Raw genomic sequence first — 17,750 nt, forward strand, 5'->3', positions numbered from 1 at the left:
GCGGCGTCGACTCGCTTTTCGGCTCGAGTGACAACGCCGTCGGAGGGCCATCTCATCGAGCGATTCGCACGCACGACGTGCTATTTTGCGGGGTTTCGGATTCCCCGCTCGAGAAGGAGAAGTGAACGTCCCGATAATTGCGTGTGCATATCGAACGGAACATTTGCCAACCAGACCAACATAATGGAATATTCAAGTAGTTTTATCAGATTCTGTTCTTTGCTTTCCATCATGACTCGTCGACGAACTCTACTTGCAACGCTTGGGACAGGGGGAGTGCTTTCATTCGCCGGATGTAGTTCTAGCCAAGGCAATACCCCGGAGAACGACAGCGATGGACGTTCTGGCCAAGGCAATACCCCCGGGAGCGATAGCGACGGAAGTTCCGCCGCGGCATCACTCGTCGAAGAGTATTATACAGCGGCTGCGAATGGAGATCTCGAACAAGCAGCCAGTTGTCTATCGATGACACAGCTCGAGGGATCGGGAGATGGAGCGTCGGTCGAGCAACTGACAGAGACGATGCAGAACGATCGGGGAATGAGCCGAGAGGGAGTCAACGTGTCCCTCGGTGAATTTACCGAACTGTCCGTATCCGAGTTTGCCACGTTCACGTTTTCCGGCGAAAACGGCGAGCAGCGACAATTAGGAGGGGAAGAAGTGGCTAATCTCGTGCCTGACGCGGAGGCGTTTGGCGGCGACGCAGAACAAATCACTCTGGTCCACCATACCGGCGGCTTTTTACCGGAGATCTGGGTTCCATACCAACCGACCGAGGAACCCACCGACGGCTGGGGAGAGGTGATCGTCTATGTTGGGCCATTCGAGGGGGAGCCGTTCATTATCGGCGATTTTAGATCCTTCACTAGCATGAAAGCGACTAAGGGTTGACATACGTAGGCGTCAGCAGACTGTCTCACCGATCACCTTTGCTTTCTCGTTGAATCCACACGCTGTACTGGCCGTCAGTCAGAATCTAATCTCTCCCCGCCTAAGCGGAACTCGACAGTAGTCGTTATCCAGGTCCCATCTACACCTACTGCTGAAGTAGCACTACTGTACCGTCTGGCACCGGTCAGTTCGTCTTTCTCTCAGCGCGGCGCGCAATTGCCCTGTACCCTTCAGGGCACTCGAGCGCTGGCCCCATCAAACAAGCTGCCCCCTCGAGTCCGACCACCGATCTGGCCGCCACCGCAACACCGAAGCACCCGCCGACCCTCGAGCCACGCGTGCAATCGATCGGCGGCCACACGGTCCGCGGCGTCGACGTCGGTCCGGAAACGCGGTGTGCCCACTACGACACCGACCGCGACGTCGTCGCGTTCAAATTCGCCTGCTGCGAGGACTTCTTTCCCTGTTTCCGCTGCCACGAGGAGACGACCGACCACGAGGCCGTGCCGTGGCCGCGCGACCGGTTCGACGAGCCGTCGGTTCTCTGTGGCGTCTGCGGGACCGCGCTCACCGTCCCCGACTACCGCGCCGCCGACTACCGCTGTCCGGCCTGCGACGCGGCGTTCAATCCCGGCTGTGCGAAGCACGCCGACCTGTACTTCGAGACGGACGCCTGAAGCGTTCCCCGACCCGGTTCGCGAACCGCCCTCGAGCCGGCGGCGGGACGGCCGATCCAGCAAGGTATTTCAGCGTCGGGCGGCCGATTCCGGGTATGGATCCGGCGCTTGGCCCGCCCGAGGCGATGGCCGAGAAACGCGACGAGCTGACGCCGATGATGCGTCAGTACCACGATCTCTGTGCGCGCTACGACGACGCGATCGTTCTCTTTCAGGTGGGGGACTTCTACGAGACGTTCTGTGGCGCGGCCGAACGCAGCGCGCGACTGCTCGAGGTCGCGCTGACCAGCCGCGAGGACTCGACCGGGGAGTACCCGATGGCCGGCATCCCGATCGACAACGCCGAGTCGTACATCGAGGAGTTGCTCGAGGCCGGCTACCGGGTCGCCGTCGCGGATCAGGTCGAGGAGCCCGGCGAGTCGTCGGGGGTCGTCGAGCGGGCGGTCACGCGGGTGATCACGCCCGGGACGCTCACCGAGGACGAACTGCTGGCGGGCGACGACAACAACTTCGTGGCCGCGGTCGCCCGCGGCGAGGGTGCCGGCAGCGACGGCGACGAGATCGCACTGGCCCTGCTCGACGTCTCCACGGGCGATTTCCTCGCGACCAGCTCGAGTTCGCGGGAGGCGATCGCCGACGAGGTGAGCCGGTTCGACCCCGCCGAAGCCGTCGTCGACCCGGACGCCCCCGCCGACCTCCTCCCCGAGAACTGCATGGTCACGCCCTACGACGAGACCGCCTTCGACCGCGACCGAGCGGGAGCGAAGCTCTCGGCGTACTTCCGGAACCCCGATGCCCTGCTCGCCAGCGATGCCGAGATTCGGGCCTGCGGCGCGTTGCTGTCCTACGCGGAGTACGTCCGCGGCGGGGCACACGAGGGCGAACGCGGCGAGACCGCCGACGAGGCGGAGACCGAGGACGACGCACTCGACGACGAGGACCACCACCTCGAGTATCTCACCCATCTCACGCGGTACGATCCCCGCGAATACCTCCTACTCGACGCCGTTGCCCTGCGGAGCCTCGAGCTGTTCGAGCCCCGGACGGTCCACGGCCGCGACGATGCGACGCTGGTCGGCGTCTTAGACGAGACCGCGAGCGCGCTGGGCGGCCGGAAACTCCGGGACTGGCTCCGGCGACCGCTGCTCGAGCCCGACCGGATCGAGGCCCGGCTCGACGCCGTCGAGGAACTGACGGGTGCGGTCCGGACCCGGGAGCGGCTTCACGACCTGCTGCGGGACGTCTACGACCTCGAGCGGCTGATCGGTCGCATCTCCCGAGAGCGGGCGAACGCGCGGGACCTGCGCTCGCTGCGGGACACGCTGGCCGTCGTCCCCGAGGTGCGTGAGGAACTCGCCGACGCCGACTGTGATCGGCTCCGGCGGCTGCACGACGCCCTCGATCCGCTGGCCGACGTCCGGGAACTGATCGACGACGCGATCGTCGCCGACCCGCCGATCGAGATCACCGAGGGCGGGGTCGTCGCCGAGGGCTACGACGCGGACTTAGACGACCTCCGGGGAACCGCCCGCGACGGCAAACAGTGGATCGACGATCTGGAGGAACGCGAACGCGAACGGACCGGGATCGACTCGCTGAAGGTCGGCTACAACTCGGTGCATGGCTACTACATTGAGGTGACCAACCCCAACCTCGAGTCGGTGCCCGAGAACTACCAGCGCCGCCAGACGCTGAAGAACTCCGAGCGGTTCGTCACGCCGGAACTCAAGGAACGCGAGGACGAGATCGTCGGCGCGGAGGAGCGGGCCGACGAACGCGAGTACGACCTCTTCTGCGAGGTGCGCCGCGAAGTCGCCGCCGAGGTCGAGCGCGTCCAGGGGCTGGCGGAGGCCCTCGCCGCGCTCGACGCCTTGGTCTCGCTGGCGACGGCCGCGGCGCAGTACGACTACTGCCGACCCGAGATCGAAGAGCGTGGGAGCGGTGCGGACGGCGGCGGCCGCGTCCTCGAGATCGAGGGCGGTCGCCACCCCGTCGTCGAGCGGACGCAGGAGTCGTTCGTCCCGAACGATGCCCGCTTTACCGACGACCGCCGGCTGGCGGTGATCACGGGCCCCAACATGTCGGGGAAGTCGACCTACATGCGACAGGTCGCCCAGATCGTCCTGCTGGCACAGGTCGGCAGTTTCGTGCCCGCCAGCGCCGCCCGGCTCACGCCGGTCGATCGAATCTTTACTCGCGTCGGGGCCAGCGACGACATCGCGGGCGGGCGCTCGACGTTCATGGTCGAGATGGACGAACTCGCGACGATCCTGCGGGAGGCCGACGAGAACTCGCTGGTCCTGCTGGACGAGGTCGGCCGAGGCACCTCGACGGCCGACGGGATGGCCATCGCGCAGGCGATCACCGAACACCTCCACGATCGGGTCGGCGCGACGACCCTGTTCGCGACCCACCACCACCCGCTGACCGAACTCGCAGACGACCTCGCGGCCGCATTCACGCTGCACTTCGAGGTCGAGCAGGTCGACGGCGAGGTCGTCTTCCACCACGAGATCGCACCCGGCGCGGCGACGGGGTCCTACGGCGTCGAGGTCGCGACCGCCGCCGGCGTCCCCGATTCAGTCGTCGACCGCGCGCGGGACCTGGTCGCGGCGGCCGACGCGGACACCGAGCCGGGGGACGAGGCGATCGACACCGCCACTGCCTCGAGCGACGCTCCGGCCGCCGAGACGGCAGCTGCGACCGCCGATGGAGGAGACGTGCCGACGGACGTGGCTGCGGAACTACGCGCGCTCGATCTGGCCCACCTGACCCCCGTCGAGGCGCTGACGGAACTCGACCGGCTGAAGCGGTTGCTCGAGGAGTGATTGTCCTCTCGGGACGATACGACCGGTGCTTGCGTCCCGTCCGGGCGGGACACCCATCTTGCAGCCTCCGGCACAACGCCCAACTCGCTCCCCCCACTGATTGACAGCATGACATATCGAACGACGATCGGCTGGTCGCTCATCACTTCGGGTATCGTCACGCTGTTGCTGGCGTATCTCCCGGGGAAGTCGTGGTGGTGGGGTGTCGGCCTCCTGGTCCTCGGAGTCGTGATCTTCACCGTTCGCCGGTAGCCGGCCGTCGACATCGACCAGTTCGAACGCGCGATCCTTTCTCCGCAATTCCGGGCGGCCCGGCGGACGGTCGCAAAACCGCCGCTCGAGGACGACCGCGAGGAGAGACGGGAACGAAGTGGAGCCGACCGAACGCGGCCCGTCGGATCACTCGGCCGGCGGCTCGAGCGAGACGAACTCGAGGCCGTGTTCGGTCAACAGCCGGCCGGCGCGGTCGGTCACCGAGGGGGCGACCAGGATCCCGCGGACCGCCGCGTCGGCGTGGAGGTCCCGCTCTAAGGCGTCGACGTACCGCCGGAGCTGACTCACCGCGTCCGGGCCGACCCGACGGCGCTTCAGTTCGACGACGACCGCCCGGCCCGCTTCGTCCTCGCCGTAGATGTCGACGGCTCCCGCCGGCGTGTCGCGTTCGGTCGCCAGCGGCGTGAAGCCGGCCTCGAGCAGGGCGGGCTCCTCGAGGATGCGCTGGCGGAGGTCCTCCTCGGTCCCGGTCAGTGCGAGGTCTGTCTCGTCGGTCCCGGAAAAGGCCGAGACCTGCAGGACCTCGCTGAACCGGACGGCGAGCCGTTCGTCGGGCGTCGACCGCAGGCTCTCGACGACGAGTTCGCCCTCCGCACAGCTGACGGCGTGGTCACAGCCCGGGGGCTGCCAGTTGACCGGCTGTTGGCCCTCGTCGGTGTGGACCAGCGCCGCCCCGTCGGGCTTGAGCATGAGGTGGCGATCCCCCGCCTCGAGGTAACTCGTCGCTCGGCCGTCGTAGTCGACGGTACAGCGGCCGTAGACGGTCACGATCGCCTCGCGGTCGATCCCGCGGGCGACGGCGTCGCGGGCGACCGGCGGCGTCGGCTCCTGAAGCGTTTCCGTCCGTCGGCGGGGCGCTGCGTCGGTCACTGGCTCGAGGTAGCGCCGCGACGACCAAAAGGGGCGCGCCCTCGGCCGACGACGATGCCGACGCCACGCGCTCGAGTCGGGCCGACGCAGAAGGTATATCCGCATCGCCCCCCGCCGACGACACGATGTCGAACCTACCGACCCGCCGCGGGTTCCTCGCACTGTCCGGCACCGGTGCTGCCACGGGACTGGCCGGCTGTTCCGCCCTCGAGTCGTTGACACAGGACGACTCGGGAAGCGCCGACGGACCCCTGACGGTGACGGTCACCCCCGATCAGGAGCAGCTGCGGAGCCTCCAGCAGGAGCTTCGTCAGTCGATCGAGAACGGCAACATCAGCGAACAGGAAGCCGGCCAGCGCTATCAGGAGAAACAGCGCGAACTGACCGAGGAGGCCGCGACCGCGGTCGAGGACCTGGCAGACGCGAACGGCGACGTCTCGATCGAGGAGGCCTCGCCCGCGTACGGCTTCTTCCTCGTCGATGCACCCGCCGAGACGATCGTCGCCGCCCTCCAGAACGGCGACATCAGCGCGATCTACCCCGGGGACAGCTACGAGCAGTTCGCCATGCAACAGGCCCGACTCGAGCAACAGCAGAGCGCGATCGACGAGCAAGGCGACGGCACGGGCAACGAGTCCGGAACCGGGAACGAGTCCACCGGGGACACCAACGAATCGACCGACGGGAACGGCTCAACGAACGAGTCCGAGACGGACGGCTATAGTAGCTCTTGAAACGATTTACACACCGATCGCAATGTTGTCCTGCGATCGGGTGTGCATTGACTTTCAAGAGCTACTATAACGGACGCCGAACGGGCTCTCCCGGTCGGTCCAGTTCCAGCCGGGCAGTCGCTCCTGGAAGCCGGCGGCCAGCGCCGCCTCGCAGTCGTCGACGCCCGCGTTCTCGCTCGCGTCGCCGTGGACGTGGAGGTCGGCGTAGTGAAAGGTCGCCTCGCCCAGCGTCCGAAGGGGTTGGCGGCCGGCGATCGTCGCGGCCAACTCCCGGCCGAGCAGTTCGTCGACGACGAACCCGGGATAATCGCCCTCGACGTCTAACTCCCGAAGGATCGCGACCATCGCGGCGACGTTGACGGCCAGATCGCCGTCGGCGAAGACGACGTCGACTTCCGTGCGGTACTGCTCGGTCGTGATCGAGTCGACCTCGGTATCGAAGATCTCGCCGAGATCGTCGCGAACGTCGTTGATGATCGGAACGACTGTCTCGGCCCGGTCACGGACCCAGTCTCGCTCTTCGACGACCCGTGTCGGCGTGACGTGCATGGAACGACAACTACCGTCCGGAGTGCCCTGGGTTTTGCGAAGGCTTTTATACTCCGCAAAGAATAGCCTCGAGTAAGCGGGTTCTCCCTGGAATTTCCCGCACGAACCAGGATAACCGATCCGGGAGCGTGTTCGTCAGGCGTGGTGTCGAAACGATGATTCGGGAGACGAAACAGCACGCGAATCGTCGTCCGCCGCGGGCGCTCGGTTCCGACACCCCGATCCCGATCTCCCCCACCCATCTGACGTCACACTCGGTTCTGGACGGCGAGTTCACGCAATCCACATTCGGCGACCTATGAGTACTGTAGAGCAGCAACTCGACGATCTCAAAGCACAGATCACGAGCGAGTTACCGAGCGATATCTCGGTCTCCTCAGTGAAATACGAAGGCCCAGAACTGGTGGTCTACACGCGCGACCCGAAGAAGTTCGCCCAGCAGGGCGACCTCATTCGGCAACTGGCGAGCAAGCTTCGCAAACGGATCACCGTTCGTCCCGATCCGAGCGTCCTCTCGCGGCCAGAACAGGCCCGCGAGGAGATCATGAACGTGATCCCCGACGACGCCGGAGTCACGGATCTCGACTTCCACGCCGACACCGGCGAGGTCGTCATCGAGGCCGAAAAGCCCGGCATGGTCATCGGCCGTCACGGGTCGACGCTCCGGGAAATCACGAAAAACGTCGGCTGGACGCCCGAAGTCGTCCGCACGCCGCCGATCGAGTCCTCGACCGTCTCGAACGTTCGGAGCTTCCTCAAGCAGGAACGCGACGAGCGCCGGGACATCCTGGAGAAGGTCGGCCGACAGATCCACCGCGAGGAGATGTCCGACGACGAGTACGTCCGCATCACCACGCTGGGCTGCTGTCGCGAGGTCGGTCGCGCCTCCTTCATCCTCTCGACGCCCGAGACGCGGATCCTCATCGACTGCGGGGACAAGCCCGGCGCGGAAGGCGAAGTGCCGTACCTCCACGCGCCCGAGGCGCTCGGCGCGGGCCCACAGACCATCGACGCGGTCGTGCTGACCCACGCCCACCTCGACCACTCCGCACTGATCCCGCTCCTGTTCAAGTACGGCTACGACGGCCCGATCTACTGCACCGAGCCCACCCGGGACATGATGGGGCTGCTGACGCTCGACTACCTCGACGTCGCGGCCAAGGAGGGCCGCAGCCCGCCCTACGAGAGCGAGCAGGTCCGCGAGGCGATCAAACACTGCATCCCGCTCGAGTACGGCGACGTCACCGACATCGCGCCCGACGTCAAGCTCACGTTCCACAATGCGGGTCACATTCTCGGCTCGGCCGTCTCGCACTTCCACATCGGTGACGGCCTCTACAACGTCGCCTTCTCCGGCGACATCCACTACGACGACACCCGCCTGTTCAACGGCGCGGTCAACGACTTCCCGCGCGTCGAGACGCTCGTCCTCGAGTCGACCTACGGCGGCCGCAACGACTACCAGACCGATCAGGAAGACTCCGAGCGCAACCTCAAGGAAGTCATCAACGAGACCTACGAGCGGGACGGCAAGGTCGTCATCCCCGCCTTCGCCGTGGGGCGATCACAGGAGATCATGCTCGTCTTAGAGGAGGCGATGCGCAACGGCGATATTCCGTCGATGCCGGTCCATCTCGACGGGATGATCTGGGAGGCGACTGCGATCCACACGACCTACCCCGAGTACCTCCGGGACGACCTGCGCGACCGGATCTTCCACGAGGACGAGAACCCGTTCCTCGCCGACGAGTTCAACCACATCGACGGCGGCGAGGAAGAACGGCAGGACGTCGCCGACGGCGAGTCCTGTATCATCCTCTCGACCTCGGGGATGGTCACCGGCGGCCCGATCATGTCCTGGCTCTCCCACATCGGCCCCGATCCGGATTCCTCGCTCGTCTTCGTCGGCTACCAGGCTCAGGGGACGCTTGGTCGTCGCATCCAGAACGGCTGGGACGAGATCCCCACCAGCGAGGTCGGTGCCATGGGCAACGGCGGCGGCCGCGGCACCCTCTCGCTGAACATGAACGTCGAAACCGTCGACGGCTTCTCCGGCCACGCCGACCGCGCCGGCCTCGAGAACTTCGTCAAGACGATGAACCCCCGTCCCGAGAAGGTGCTGTGTGTCCACGGCGACGAACGCTCCACGCAGGACCTCTCGTCCGCACTCTACCACGAGTACGATATGCGGACCTTCGCGCCGAAGAACTTGGAGACCTTCCGCTTCCTCTGATCGGCTTCGAAAACAGAAAATCACGTCGCGATTTTCGAGGCCGCGCGTGTTCGCTCCGTGATTGTGCTGCCTTTCCCGGGGCAGTACCCGCTCGAGTCCGTGACGCGAACGCCGCAGGTCACTCCTGAAGCGCCGCTGGACGCTCCTGACGCGCCTCGACTTTCGGGAGTTCCACGACGAACGCCGCGCCACCCTCCTCGGCAGTTTCGACCCACACGTCGCCGCCGTAGCCTTCGACGAGGGTATCGACCAGATAGAGCCCGATTCCGGTGCCCTCGCTCTCGAGGCCTTTCTGACCGCGCCCGAAGATTTCGTCGCGTTGCTCCTCGGGAACACCGGGGCCGTTGTCCGCGACGCGGATCGCGACGGTTTCGTCCCGGTCCGCGATCGAAAGCACCACGCGTGGGTCGTCCGCGTCGTTGTGTAGCACAGCGTTGTTGAGGAGGTTCGTGAACACGGACGACAACATCTCGTTGGCCCGTACCGTCACGTCGGCCGGCGGTTCGTCATCGAGACGGAACGACGCGTCGGGGTAGCTGGTTCGCGCTTTCTCGAGTTGATTCGAGACGACAGGCAGCAGGTGAACGGGTTCGAGGTCCAGATCGCCGTCGGTCGTTAGCGTTTCAACGAGATCGCCGATGACCTGCGTGAGGTCGACGACATGATCGCTGCTCTCGAGCATCAACTCGAGGTGTTCCTCGCCGTCGGGGTCGACGTAATCGGCGAGGAGGTCGCCACGACCGATGATAACGTTCATCTCGTTTCGAATGTCGTGGCGAACGATCCGATTGAGGACGGTCAGTTCCCGTTCCCGATTTTTCAGTTGTGTGATGTCTCGGAGGACGATCAACTGGCCGGTCTGGTTCCCTCGGGAGTCCGTGAGCGGCGACAGTTGGATGGCGAAGTGTCGCGTCTCACCGTCGGTTTCGAACGCCCATTCCGTTCGGGCGTCGGCGGTGTCGGTATACTCGGCAAACGGGGCCGAGGGAAACGCCGCCGCGAGCGAGTCACCGATCGAGATCTCGGTGTCGGCGAGTCGTTTGGCCGAGGGGTTCGCATCGACGATCCGATTCGCCGCGTTGACGACGAGGACGGCGTCCTGCATGTTGTCGATCACTTTCGTCCGCGCGACGGGAACGATATCGAGGAGTTGCAAGCGATCCACTGCGACGTAGAAGCCGACGACCTTCACCGTACTCGTCAGAGCGAGCGTATCGACGGGGACGTACCCGAGCCACCAGACGAGCAGCCCGACCGTAACGAACAGGATCGTCGCAATGAGGACGCCCGCTTGCTTTTCGAACCCCGGAAGCGAGCGGAGCAGCCGGATCAGCAGGTAGACTGCGAGCCCGAGATACGCCAACATGGTCACGGCGTAGATCCAGTACAGCGGTTCGAACGTGGGCACGAGGAGTCCAGTCGCCGGATCGACCGATGCGGTGTACACCCACTCGTGACGGTCGTTCGTCCACGCCGCAAACTGGATCAGGACCGGAACGACGGCGAGTAACACCCCGTTTCGATACGTTATGTACTCCTCGTTGTTGGTGTACTCGATCGCCATGAGCAGATAGCCGATCCCCATGAACGACCCCGCGACGAACCGCCAGTTCCACCAGAAGAGTTTCGTCGACTCCGCCGTCGCGAACAACTGCAACGACACCGTCACGGAGAGGATGATCACGCCAGCGATGTCCAGCAGGAACCCTTTGGCTCCCCGCCGGTCGCGGCGTTGCCAGATCGTACTCAACAGGACGGTACAGACGACCGCCGCGATGATATACGGGAGCGCTATCGGCGTGTATTCGTACGTCATATTTCGGTAGAGGGCCTGTATTGGTCAGTATCGTCTCCTCGAGGGGGCGACAGCTGTCGCGCGTTTCCGTCGGCCGGTTGACAGCGCTGGCCGTTCGGACTCGGGCATCCTCGCGATGTACCGGCCGAGAGCGGAAACGTAAAACACGGCGTTTTTCGTTTGACACCGAGTATCAACCGTCGAGTTGCATTAACGTTGTGGCAGTCGTGGAGTTGTACCGGTCGCTCGCGGGGAGCCGGTCTCGACTGGCGTCCACCGTCGACGTCTCGGCGGGCACTCCCGGCCGCCATCCACTGCCGGACGGTGCTACCGTGGCTGTGATTCGGAGCGAGAACGCGGCTCGTGGCCGCGATCGCTGTCAGTGCCACGCTCGCGAGCAGCGTTGGTCGCCCGATCCGGATCCCACTGGCCCTCGTGGACGAGCGTCTCCACGTCGAGTCGCTCGCGCCAGCCTTCCTGTTGAAGCACGGGTTCGTCGGGGAACCCGTCCTCGGGATAGCCCAGACAGAGATACGCGATCGGCTTGACGTGGGCCGGAATGTCGAGAACCTCCCGGACCTCGTGAGGGTAGAGGACGCTCACCCAGCCGACGCCGATCCCCTCCGCACGGGCGGCCAGCCAGAGGTTCTGCACGGCGAGACAGGTCGAGTATACGTCGGTCCGCCGCATCGAACTTCGCCCCAACACGTGGGGCGCGCCCCGCGTCGGATCACAGGTCACGCAGACGTTGACCGGCGACTCGCGGATCCCCTCGAGTTTCAGGTCGGCGAACTCGCTTCGCCGCGGTTCCTCGTACCCCTCGCGGGCGGCCGCGATAGCGCGGTCGGCGATCTCGGCGATTTCGGCTTTCGTCTCCGTCTCACGGACGACGACGAGGTCCCACGGCTGGGAAAAACCGACGCTCGGGGCGTGATGGGCGGCCTCGAGGAGTCGCTCGAGGACGCCATCGGGAATCGGGTCGTCGCGGAACCGCCGGATATCCCGCCGTGTGAAGATCGCCTTGTACACTGCGTCCCGTTCCGCGTCGCTGAACGCAACCATTGTTTCACGAATGAAAGTTCGATTGTATAAAGGCGCTGACTGCCCGTTACGTCATCGACTCGAGCGAGACGGGTCGGGACCGTACCGTGGTCGGGTCCGTCACTCCGCCTCGGGTGCCTCGGCCGGGTCGACGACCTCGCCCGGTTCCGGATAGACGCCGACCTGATCGCAGCGGTCCGCCATGGGACAGGCGTCGGGGTCCTCGAGGCAGGCCGGCGTGCGCGCCCGGCAGTACTCGCGACCGAACTGGATCGTCGCCGTATGTCCGAAGCCACACTTGGCTGCGGGAACGTCGCGCTCGAGAACCTCGCGGACGGCCTCGTGGTCGGCGTCCGACGGCGCGATCCCCATGCGTCGATAGATCCGGTGGACGTGGGTATCGACGGGGAAAACGCCGCCTCGACCGCCGGCGAAAAGCAGGACGCAGTCGGCGGTCTTCGGCCCCACGCCACGGACGCCGAGCAGCGTCTCGCGGACCTCGGCCGGCGGCTCGTCCTTGACGAACGCGTCGAACGCCGCAGCGGAGCCGAACTCCTCGAGGACCCACTCGGCGGTGTCGATGATGGTCTCGGACTTCTGGTTGTACAGGCCCGCGCCGCTGATGGTCTCGGCGAGCGTCGACTGTTCGGCGGCCGCGAGCGATTCGGCGAGGTCGATGTCCTTGGCTCGCGGTTGCCCGCTCACGGCTTCGCCGTTCGCATTATCGAGGCCCTCACGTCGTTCGTGCCTCGCATCGCTCGCACTGTTTGCGTCGCGGTGCGACGCACCACCGTCGTACCGGTCGATCAGCGCGTCGTGGGCCGGCTGACTGGCCTTGTCGCTCGTGTTCTGACTCAGGATCGTCCGGACGAGACAGGTGAAGGCGTCACGACCACCGTACTCCTTCCGCCAGAACAGCTCGCCCAGCCGGTCGACGACCTCCTCGGCGCGGGTGTCGGCCGTCGCCGGATCGAACTCGGCGGTCCGTCCGCCACCGGCCGTCCCGCCGCTGATGTTGACCGCTGGCTCCGAATCGTCAGTCATACTGTCCCGTTTGGACTTCGACCCCAAAACCGCGGCGGACGGTCGGCGGACCGACAGTTGAGGCCCGGGACCCGCCTACTCGACGGTGATCGTCACCGTCGCCTCGGCACCGTCGGAAAGCGCCGCCACGAGGTCGCGGTCGAACCCCTCGGCCGCGAACTCGGCACTGTTGACGATCGTCCGGTCGTCGACGTAGTCGCTCGTTCGCCCGACCGCGCTGCGTTCGTTCGTAAACTCGAGGGCAGGATCGCCCCGTCCGGTCACGGACTCCGTATGGCCGTCGGCCTCGAGCGTGACGGTGATCGTCGCGTCGGCGTCCCGACAGGCCGCGACGAAGTCGGGATCGAAGTCGGCCGGCGCGCGGTCAGCCTCGATCGCGAGGATGCAGTCGCCCGCGGGGGTGAGGTAGTCGTCGGTCGTCACCTCGAACGTGCTGGCGTGTTCGGCGGTGACGTTCTCGTGGCCGCGAGCGTGAATGACCTCTTCCATGGACGGCGGTTCGTCGCCGCCGGGAAAACGGGATCGAATCGGGGCGGGGAAGCGGTGGTCTCACTCATCGGTCGACGACCGATAGCCGTCGCGGAACTGTCGAACGACTGCCCCGATGGCGTTGCCCAGAACGACGAAAAGCAAGATTGCGACGACGCCACCGCTCAGTTCGGCGTTCGGTGAGCCCATCGCGATCCCGGCGATCACTGCGACCGCCCCGCCGGCGACGGCCAGCGCGGCCAGCCCGAGTTGGAGATCGGACCCGGTCCGGCGGGCTAACAGCGACTGCGGTAGGCCGACGCCGACGATCAAGTAAATCGCGATCCCGATCGGCGTGATTCCGAGCAGGGCCGGGCTCTCGGTGATCGCGCTCGCGACGGCGGCACACAGCAGCGCCAAGGCGAAGCAGCCCCCGACGAGGAGAGCGTCCCTCATACGTTCTGATCATTCCGCGGCGAAAATAGTCTTTCGTCGGTCGTCGATGCGACGAGCCGTGGTCAGACGAGGCTCGCGCCGTCGAACTCGCCGCGGCTGTACTCGAGGTCCAGCAGGTCGAGGATCGTCGGCGTGATATCGAAGAGGTCGGCATCCTCGATCGTCGCGTCCGGCGAGTCGATGTACAGCGACGTGTCGTCGAAACTGTGCATCCCGTTGCGCGGGCCGGTGTCGAAGACCTCGCCCTCGCCTTTGAAGCCGGATTTGAGGTCGAAGCCGTTGTTCGGGATCGCGACCAGGTCCGGCGCGATGTCGTCGTGGTCGCCGCGGAAGGCCTCTTCTTTCTCGACGACGCGGTCGACTACCTTGTTCCCGTCGGGGCCCTCGAGCGCCTCGAGGTCGGCCTTGAGTTGATCGCGGACCGCGTCGTACTCGTCTTCGGGGACGGCACCGCGGGGCTCGCGGCCCTCGAGGTTGATGTAGAACCGGCCCGGAATGAACGAGTAGGCCTTGGTATCGTCGGAGATGTCGCCCAGTTCCTCGGGGTCGTCCGTCCCGAAGGAGAGCCACCCCTCCTCCCGGAGCCACTCGTTGAAGTGGACCTCGTAGTCGAGACTGGTAAAGCCATGATCGGAGGCGACGATCATCGTGACGTCGTCGGGCAGCGACTCCCGGAGCCGGCCGATGTAGTCGTCGACTTTCTTGTAGAATTCGATGAACTCGTCTTTGTACTCGCCGTCGCGCTCGTAGTCTTTGAACAGGAAGTGGTTGACCCGGTCGGTCGTCATGAAGACGCCGAAGAACAGGTCCCAGTCGTCCTCCTCGATGTAGTGCTGGAAGGCCTCGTACTGGGCGTCGACGGTCGCGTGAGCGTCCTCGATGAACTCGAATTTGTCGTCCTGATGGCCGAGTTTCGGGTTGACGTCGATCCGGTAATCGAGCGTCTCGAGGTAGTCGCGGACGTCGTCGGGGTAGGCGGCCTTGTCGAGGCCGGGCGAGAGAAAGCCCGAGACCATCCGCTGGACGTCCCGCTGGGGCGGGAAGGTAACGGGGACGTTCATCACGGTGGCCTTACGGCCGTTCTCCTGGACGCGGTCCCAGACGCGGTCGGCCTGGACGTCACGTCCCATCGGAACGTAGGTGTCGTAGGTGCCGTTTTCACGATCCTGGAAGCCGTAGACGCCGGTTTCGCCCGGGTTCATCCCGGTGGTCAGCGACGGCCAGCAGGCGCTTGACTCCGGCGGGACGATACTCGAGATCTCGCCGGCGGTTCCGTCCGCGGCGATCGCAGCGAAGTTGGGAAACAGTTCCTCGTTCTCCGAGAGGAGACTATACGGTACGCCGTCGACCCCGATAAACGCGACCCGGGGGTCACCGTCGCCCCGTAATCGGTCGAACAGACCCATGGACGGACGTAGTTCGACCGCATACAAGAAGGTTCGTTTCGAGACACTGTTTTCCGAACGGCCGAGGCACGAACCGGCGGTGCCCGTCGGGCGGGGACACGACGGTAGCACACGCAGCGTACCGACGGGTCATGGACCGTCGTCCCTACTCGTCGGTCGCGCTCGAGTCGTCGGGATCGAAGTTGGCCGGGACGACCGTGAGATGGGCCATACCGGCGGCGGACTCGTCCGCGTCGTCGGCCGACGATGACGTTCTCGGGGCGGAGTCGGATGCTGCCATACGGGAACGACTACGGCGGGAACGGGGATAAAATTACCCATGCTCATAACGAATCAGCCGGTCGGCCACGGATAACTCTCGGGTATCCGTTCGCGGCAGCGAGAGAAAACGGGCGGAGCCGCGAGTGCGGCGGGTCCCGTTTAGAAGTTCTCGTCGTAGAGGTCCTGGGCGTGTTCGATCGCGTCGTAGGCGGCCTGCTTGTCCTCCCAGCCCTGCGTCTCGACTTCCTTGCCCTCCTCTAAGTTCTTGTAGGTCGCGAAGAACTCGTCGATCTCATCGAGTTGCTGCTGCGGAATATCGTCGAGATCCTCGATGTGATCGTAGCGCGGGTCCTCCGAGGGGACGGCGATGACCTTGTCGTCCTGTTCGCCGTCGTCGTCCATCTTCATCAGGGCGACCGGGCGGGCCTCGATGACACAGCCGGGGAACGTCTGGTCCTCGACGAGGACGAGGACGTCGAAGGGGTCCTCGTCGTCGTAGTACGACTGCGGGATGAAGCCGTAGTCGCTCGGGTAGTGGACGTTGCTGTGGAGGACGCGGTCCAGTACGACGCCCGGGACGTCCTTATCGTACTCGTACTTGTTTCGCTCGCCCTTGAGACACTCCACGACGGCGTAGATCTCTTCCGGCGGGTTCGGTCCGGTCTCGAGGTCTTCCCAGAGGTTGACCATGTACCGGAGGATCGACGGTCGATCAAAAAGTACTTTCGTAATCGAGTGTCACTAGTCAGTTGACGGTTGCCAGCTATGGAACAGACGACGAACGGGCCCGTTTCACCGGCGTCCGGCCGCATCGCGGCCGTACGGCCCATCCAACCCGCTGAAACGACGGAATGGTTGACAAGTCTTAAATAGTCTGGTGACATTTACATAGCCATGTCAGAGGCACAATCAATCACCGACGAGCAGAGTGTTGCGCGCGAACTCACAGCCTTCCAGAATAACATCCTCGTGATCCTCGCCAAGGAGCCGATGTACGGCCTGGCGATCAAACGCGAACTCGAGGACTACTACGGGACGGAGGTCAACCACGGTCGACTCTACCCCAACCTCGACGAACTGGTCGATCTGGGGCTGGTCGAAAAGAGCGAACTCGACAAGCGAACGAACCAGTACTCGCTGACCGACGACGGCTACGACGCCGTCCTCGACGGCATCCAGTGGACCCTCTCGAAGGTCGTCACGGGCGACGACCGCGCCGACGAGATCCGCGAGATCGTCGACGAGAGCTACTGAGAGCCGACGGTCGGGGCCGATTCACCGGTGGCCTCGAAGACGAGTTCGATCGACTCCGCGATCACTTCCCGTTGTTTTTCCGACGGCCAGGCGTTCCTGACGAGGTACTCCTCCCGAAACTCCGCGAGTTCGTCGGCGGTCAGTGACGCGATCGGTTTCGCGTAGTGATTACCCGCGAAGTCCGCCAGCAGTGCCGCGTTGTCCCCGTGAACGTCGCCGTGGGCCTCCCTGACCGCGGCGACGAGATCCCGGTTTCGGTCGTCGACGGCCGCCCAGTCGTCGGGGTCTTCGGTGCCCTCGAGCGGGATCTCGACGGCGCGATCGATGTCTTCGATGCGGTCGGTCCTGATGACGCCGGCTTCGTCGTCGTGCCACTCTTCGGGGTGACAGACGAGGACGTCGTCGCCGTCGTCGTCGCGAATCCGCGACGTGAAGTCGTGGTTCTCGAGCAGTTCCTCGCGCCGCCGCTCGTAGGCCTCGATCTCGTTGTCGTCGACCGCGGTGCGCTCGAGGCGGGTCAGTCGCTCGACTTCGTCGACGACGCCGCGCGGGAGGTCCCCGTCGGGTTCGTCGTCGGTGGCGTCTTCGTCCCGCTCGTCGGCCGCACCGTCGGCATCGATCGCGTTCGGATCGGTCATAGGGGTGTGTATGGACGCGGGCGGGTTTCCGCTTGCCGATCCGTTTCGACGGTTCGTTCTGATCGATAGTCGATCGGTGGAACCGGATCCCGACGGAATTGCCGCGGCGAGAATTCGGGGGAAGCGTTCTGCTATCGTGGCAACAGGGAACGGCCACGCCCTCCCCAGCCGATTTCTGCTCACGGGCGCACAGCGCCCGTTCGCATGGTTCGCGGAACCGAAGGTTCCGCGCTAACGCTCGCGAGGCTCGCTCACTCATCCCTCGCACGATGTCATCGATCCGCCCTCACTGGCGTTCGGACGGATCGACAGCGCGCGCCACCGTAGATCGC

Annotated in this window: 18 protein-coding genes; 7 read left to right on the forward strand and 11 right to left on the reverse strand. The window is 65.1% G+C overall.

Annotation, left to right across the window (positions count from 1 at the left end; genetic code table 11):
• Nucleotides 1-465: 465 nt before the first annotated feature.
• The 4 genes from NP511_RS18555 (at nucleotide 466) to NP511_RS18570 (ending at nucleotide 4,648) form a co-directional block, all read left to right on the forward strand.
• Nucleotides 466-891 carry a hypothetical protein gene (locus NP511_RS18555; protein WP_049966633.1) on the forward strand — a complete coding sequence of 142 codons (426 nt, stop codon included), beginning with the start codon at nucleotides 466-468 and terminating at the stop codon, nucleotides 889-891.
• Nucleotides 892-1,229: 338 nt separating this feature from the next.
• Nucleotides 1,230-1,568 (forward strand): CHY zinc finger protein, encoded by a 339-nt coding sequence (locus NP511_RS18560; protein WP_049966634.1) that lies wholly within the window; start codon nucleotides 1,230-1,232, stop codon nucleotides 1,566-1,568.
• 95 nt (nucleotides 1,569-1,663) lie between these two features.
• On the forward strand, nucleotides 1,664-4,396 hold the full coding sequence (mutS, locus tag NP511_RS18565) for a DNA mismatch repair protein MutS (protein ID WP_049966635.1): 2,733 nt from the start codon (nucleotides 1,664-1,666) through the stop codon (nucleotides 4,394-4,396).
• Between the two features lie 108 nt (nucleotides 4,397-4,504).
• Nucleotides 4,505-4,648, forward strand: a complete 144-nt coding sequence (locus NP511_RS18570; RefSeq protein WP_006182099.1) for a hypothetical protein — start codon at nucleotides 4,505-4,507, stop codon at nucleotides 4,646-4,648.
• Nucleotides 4,649-4,795: 147 nt separating this feature from the next.
• Here NP511_RS18570 and nucS read toward each other — a convergent pair whose 3' ends face one another.
• On the reverse strand, nucleotides 4,796-5,539 hold the full coding sequence (nucS, locus tag NP511_RS18575) for an endonuclease NucS (RefSeq protein WP_049966636.1): 744 nt from the start codon (nucleotides 5,537-5,539) through the stop codon (nucleotides 4,796-4,798).
• A 125-nt stretch (nucleotides 5,540-5,664) separates the two neighbouring features.
• On the opposite strand from nucS, the gene NP511_RS18580 reads away from it, so the two are divergent.
• Nucleotides 5,665-6,273 carry a hypothetical protein gene (locus NP511_RS18580; RefSeq protein WP_049966637.1) on the forward strand — a complete coding sequence of 203 codons (609 nt, stop codon included), beginning with the start codon at nucleotides 5,665-5,667 and terminating at the stop codon, nucleotides 6,271-6,273.
• 54 nt (nucleotides 6,274-6,327) lie between these two features.
• Here the strand turns inward: NP511_RS18580 and NP511_RS18585 are convergent, their stop codons facing one another.
• Nucleotides 6,328-6,822, reverse strand: a complete 495-nt coding sequence (locus tag NP511_RS18585) for a DUF7984 family protein (protein WP_049966638.1) — start codon at nucleotides 6,820-6,822, stop codon at nucleotides 6,328-6,330.
• A 298-nt stretch (nucleotides 6,823-7,120) separates the two neighbouring features.
• Between NP511_RS18585 and NP511_RS18590 the strand changes: the two genes are divergently transcribed.
• On the forward strand, nucleotides 7,121-9,055 hold the full coding sequence (locus tag NP511_RS18590) for a beta-CASP ribonuclease aCPSF1 (RefSeq protein WP_049966639.1): 1,935 nt from the start codon (nucleotides 7,121-7,123) through the stop codon (nucleotides 9,053-9,055).
• A 118-nt stretch (nucleotides 9,056-9,173) separates the two neighbouring features.
• Here the strand turns inward: NP511_RS18590 and NP511_RS18595 are convergent, their stop codons facing one another.
• From NP511_RS18595 to NP511_RS18630, 8 genes are all read right to left on the reverse strand, one after another.
• Entirely contained in the window at nucleotides 9,174-10,871 is a 1,698-nt protein-coding gene (locus tag NP511_RS18595) for a sensor histidine kinase (RefSeq protein WP_049966640.1), read from the reverse strand.
• A gap of 306 nt (nucleotides 10,872-11,177) precedes the next feature.
• On the reverse strand, nucleotides 11,178-11,912 hold the full coding sequence (gene bluB, locus NP511_RS18600; RefSeq protein WP_006650663.1) for a 5,6-dimethylbenzimidazole synthase: 735 nt from the start codon (nucleotides 11,910-11,912) through the stop codon (nucleotides 11,178-11,180).
• 99 nt (nucleotides 11,913-12,011) lie between these two features.
• On the reverse strand, nucleotides 12,012-12,935 hold the full coding sequence (locus NP511_RS18605) for an endonuclease III domain-containing protein (RefSeq protein WP_049966641.1): 924 nt from the start codon (nucleotides 12,933-12,935) through the stop codon (nucleotides 12,012-12,014).
• A 75-nt stretch (nucleotides 12,936-13,010) separates the two neighbouring features.
• Entirely contained in the window at nucleotides 13,011-13,424 is a 414-nt protein-coding gene (locus NP511_RS18610) for a DUF371 domain-containing protein (protein WP_049966642.1), read from the reverse strand.
• Nucleotides 13,425-13,484: 60 nt separating this feature from the next.
• Nucleotides 13,485-13,859, reverse strand: a complete 375-nt coding sequence (locus NP511_RS18615; protein ID WP_049966643.1) for a hypothetical protein — start codon at nucleotides 13,857-13,859, stop codon at nucleotides 13,485-13,487.
• A 62-nt stretch (nucleotides 13,860-13,921) separates the two neighbouring features.
• Nucleotides 13,922-15,265 carry an alkaline phosphatase family protein gene (locus tag NP511_RS18620; RefSeq protein ID WP_049966644.1) on the reverse strand — a complete coding sequence of 448 codons (1,344 nt, stop codon included), beginning with the start codon at nucleotides 15,263-15,265 and terminating at the stop codon, nucleotides 13,922-13,924.
• A gap of 145 nt (nucleotides 15,266-15,410) precedes the next feature.
• Nucleotides 15,411-15,545 carry a hypothetical protein gene (locus NP511_RS18625; protein ID WP_006650668.1) on the reverse strand — a complete coding sequence of 45 codons (135 nt, stop codon included), beginning with the start codon at nucleotides 15,543-15,545 and terminating at the stop codon, nucleotides 15,411-15,413.
• Between the two features lie 140 nt (nucleotides 15,546-15,685).
• Entirely contained in the window at nucleotides 15,686-16,216 is a 531-nt protein-coding gene (locus NP511_RS18630; RefSeq protein WP_006182111.1) for an inorganic diphosphatase, read from the reverse strand.
• A gap of 204 nt (nucleotides 16,217-16,420) precedes the next feature.
• On the opposite strand from NP511_RS18630, the gene NP511_RS18635 reads away from it, so the two are divergent.
• Nucleotides 16,421-16,780 (forward strand): PadR family transcriptional regulator, encoded by a 360-nt coding sequence (locus tag NP511_RS18635; protein WP_006650670.1) that lies wholly within the window; start codon nucleotides 16,421-16,423, stop codon nucleotides 16,778-16,780.
• Here the strand turns inward: NP511_RS18635 and NP511_RS18640 are convergent.
• On the reverse strand, nucleotides 16,774-17,418 hold the full coding sequence (locus NP511_RS18640; RefSeq protein ID WP_049966645.1) for a DUF7108 family protein: 645 nt from the start codon (nucleotides 17,416-17,418) through the stop codon (nucleotides 16,774-16,776). The two genes, NP511_RS18635 and NP511_RS18640, sit on opposite strands and share 7 nt — an antisense overlap.
• Between the last annotated feature and the right edge of the window lie 332 nt (nucleotides 17,419-17,750).

This window comes from Natrinema thermotolerans (genome assembly GCF_031165565.1).
Taxonomy (GTDB): domain Archaea; phylum Halobacteriota; class Halobacteria; order Halobacteriales; family Natrialbaceae; genus Natrinema; species Natrinema thermotolerans.

Excerpts from the sequence above, each read along its gene's own strand:
- NP511_RS18605 (WP_049966641.1), bottom strand. The coding sequence starts at position 12,935 with ATGACTGACGATTCGGAGCCAGCGGTCAACATCAGCGGCGGGACGGCC.
- NP511_RS18555 (WP_049966633.1), top strand. The coding sequence starts at position 466 with ATGACACAGCTCGAGGGATCGGGAGATGGAGCGTCGGTCGAGCAACTG.
- NP511_RS18630 (WP_006182111.1), bottom strand. The coding sequence starts at position 16,216 with ATGGTCAACCTCTGGGAAGACCTCGAGACCGGACCGAACCCGCCGGAA.
- NP511_RS18635 (WP_006650670.1), top strand. The coding sequence starts at position 16,421 with ATGTCAGAGGCACAATCAATCACCGACGAGCAGAGTGTTGCGCGCGAA.
- NP511_RS18625 (WP_006650668.1), bottom strand. The coding sequence starts at position 15,545 with ATGGCAGCATCCGACTCCGCCCCGAGAACGTCATCGTCGGCCGACGAC.
- NP511_RS18585 (WP_049966638.1), bottom strand. The coding sequence starts at position 6,822 with ATGCACGTCACGCCGACACGGGTCGTCGAAGAGCGAGACTGGGTCCGT.
- NP511_RS18610 (WP_049966642.1), bottom strand. The coding sequence starts at position 13,424 with ATGGAAGAGGTCATTCACGCTCGCGGCCACGAGAACGTCACCGCCGAA.
- mutS (WP_049966635.1), top strand. The coding sequence starts at position 1,664 with ATGGATCCGGCGCTTGGCCCGCCCGAGGCGATGGCCGAGAAACGCGAC.
- bluB (WP_006650663.1), bottom strand. The coding sequence starts at position 11,912 with ATGGTTGCGTTCAGCGACGCGGAACGGGACGCAGTGTACAAGGCGATC.
- NP511_RS18590 (WP_049966639.1), top strand. The coding sequence starts at position 7,121 with ATGAGTACTGTAGAGCAGCAACTCGACGATCTCAAAGCACAGATCACG.
- NP511_RS18615 (WP_049966643.1), bottom strand. The coding sequence starts at position 13,859 with ATGAGGGACGCTCTCCTCGTCGGGGGCTGCTTCGCCTTGGCGCTGCTG.
- NP511_RS18570 (WP_006182099.1), top strand. The coding sequence starts at position 4,505 with ATGACATATCGAACGACGATCGGCTGGTCGCTCATCACTTCGGGTATC.
- NP511_RS18580 (WP_049966637.1), top strand. The coding sequence starts at position 5,665 with ATGTCGAACCTACCGACCCGCCGCGGGTTCCTCGCACTGTCCGGCACC.
- NP511_RS18640 (WP_049966645.1), bottom strand. The coding sequence starts at position 17,418 with ATGACCGATCCGAACGCGATCGATGCCGACGGTGCGGCCGACGAGCGG.
- NP511_RS18595 (WP_049966640.1), bottom strand. The coding sequence starts at position 10,871 with ATGACGTACGAATACACGCCGATAGCGCTCCCGTATATCATCGCGGCG.
- NP511_RS18620 (WP_049966644.1), bottom strand. The coding sequence starts at position 15,265 with ATGGGTCTGTTCGACCGATTACGGGGCGACGGTGACCCCCGGGTCGCG.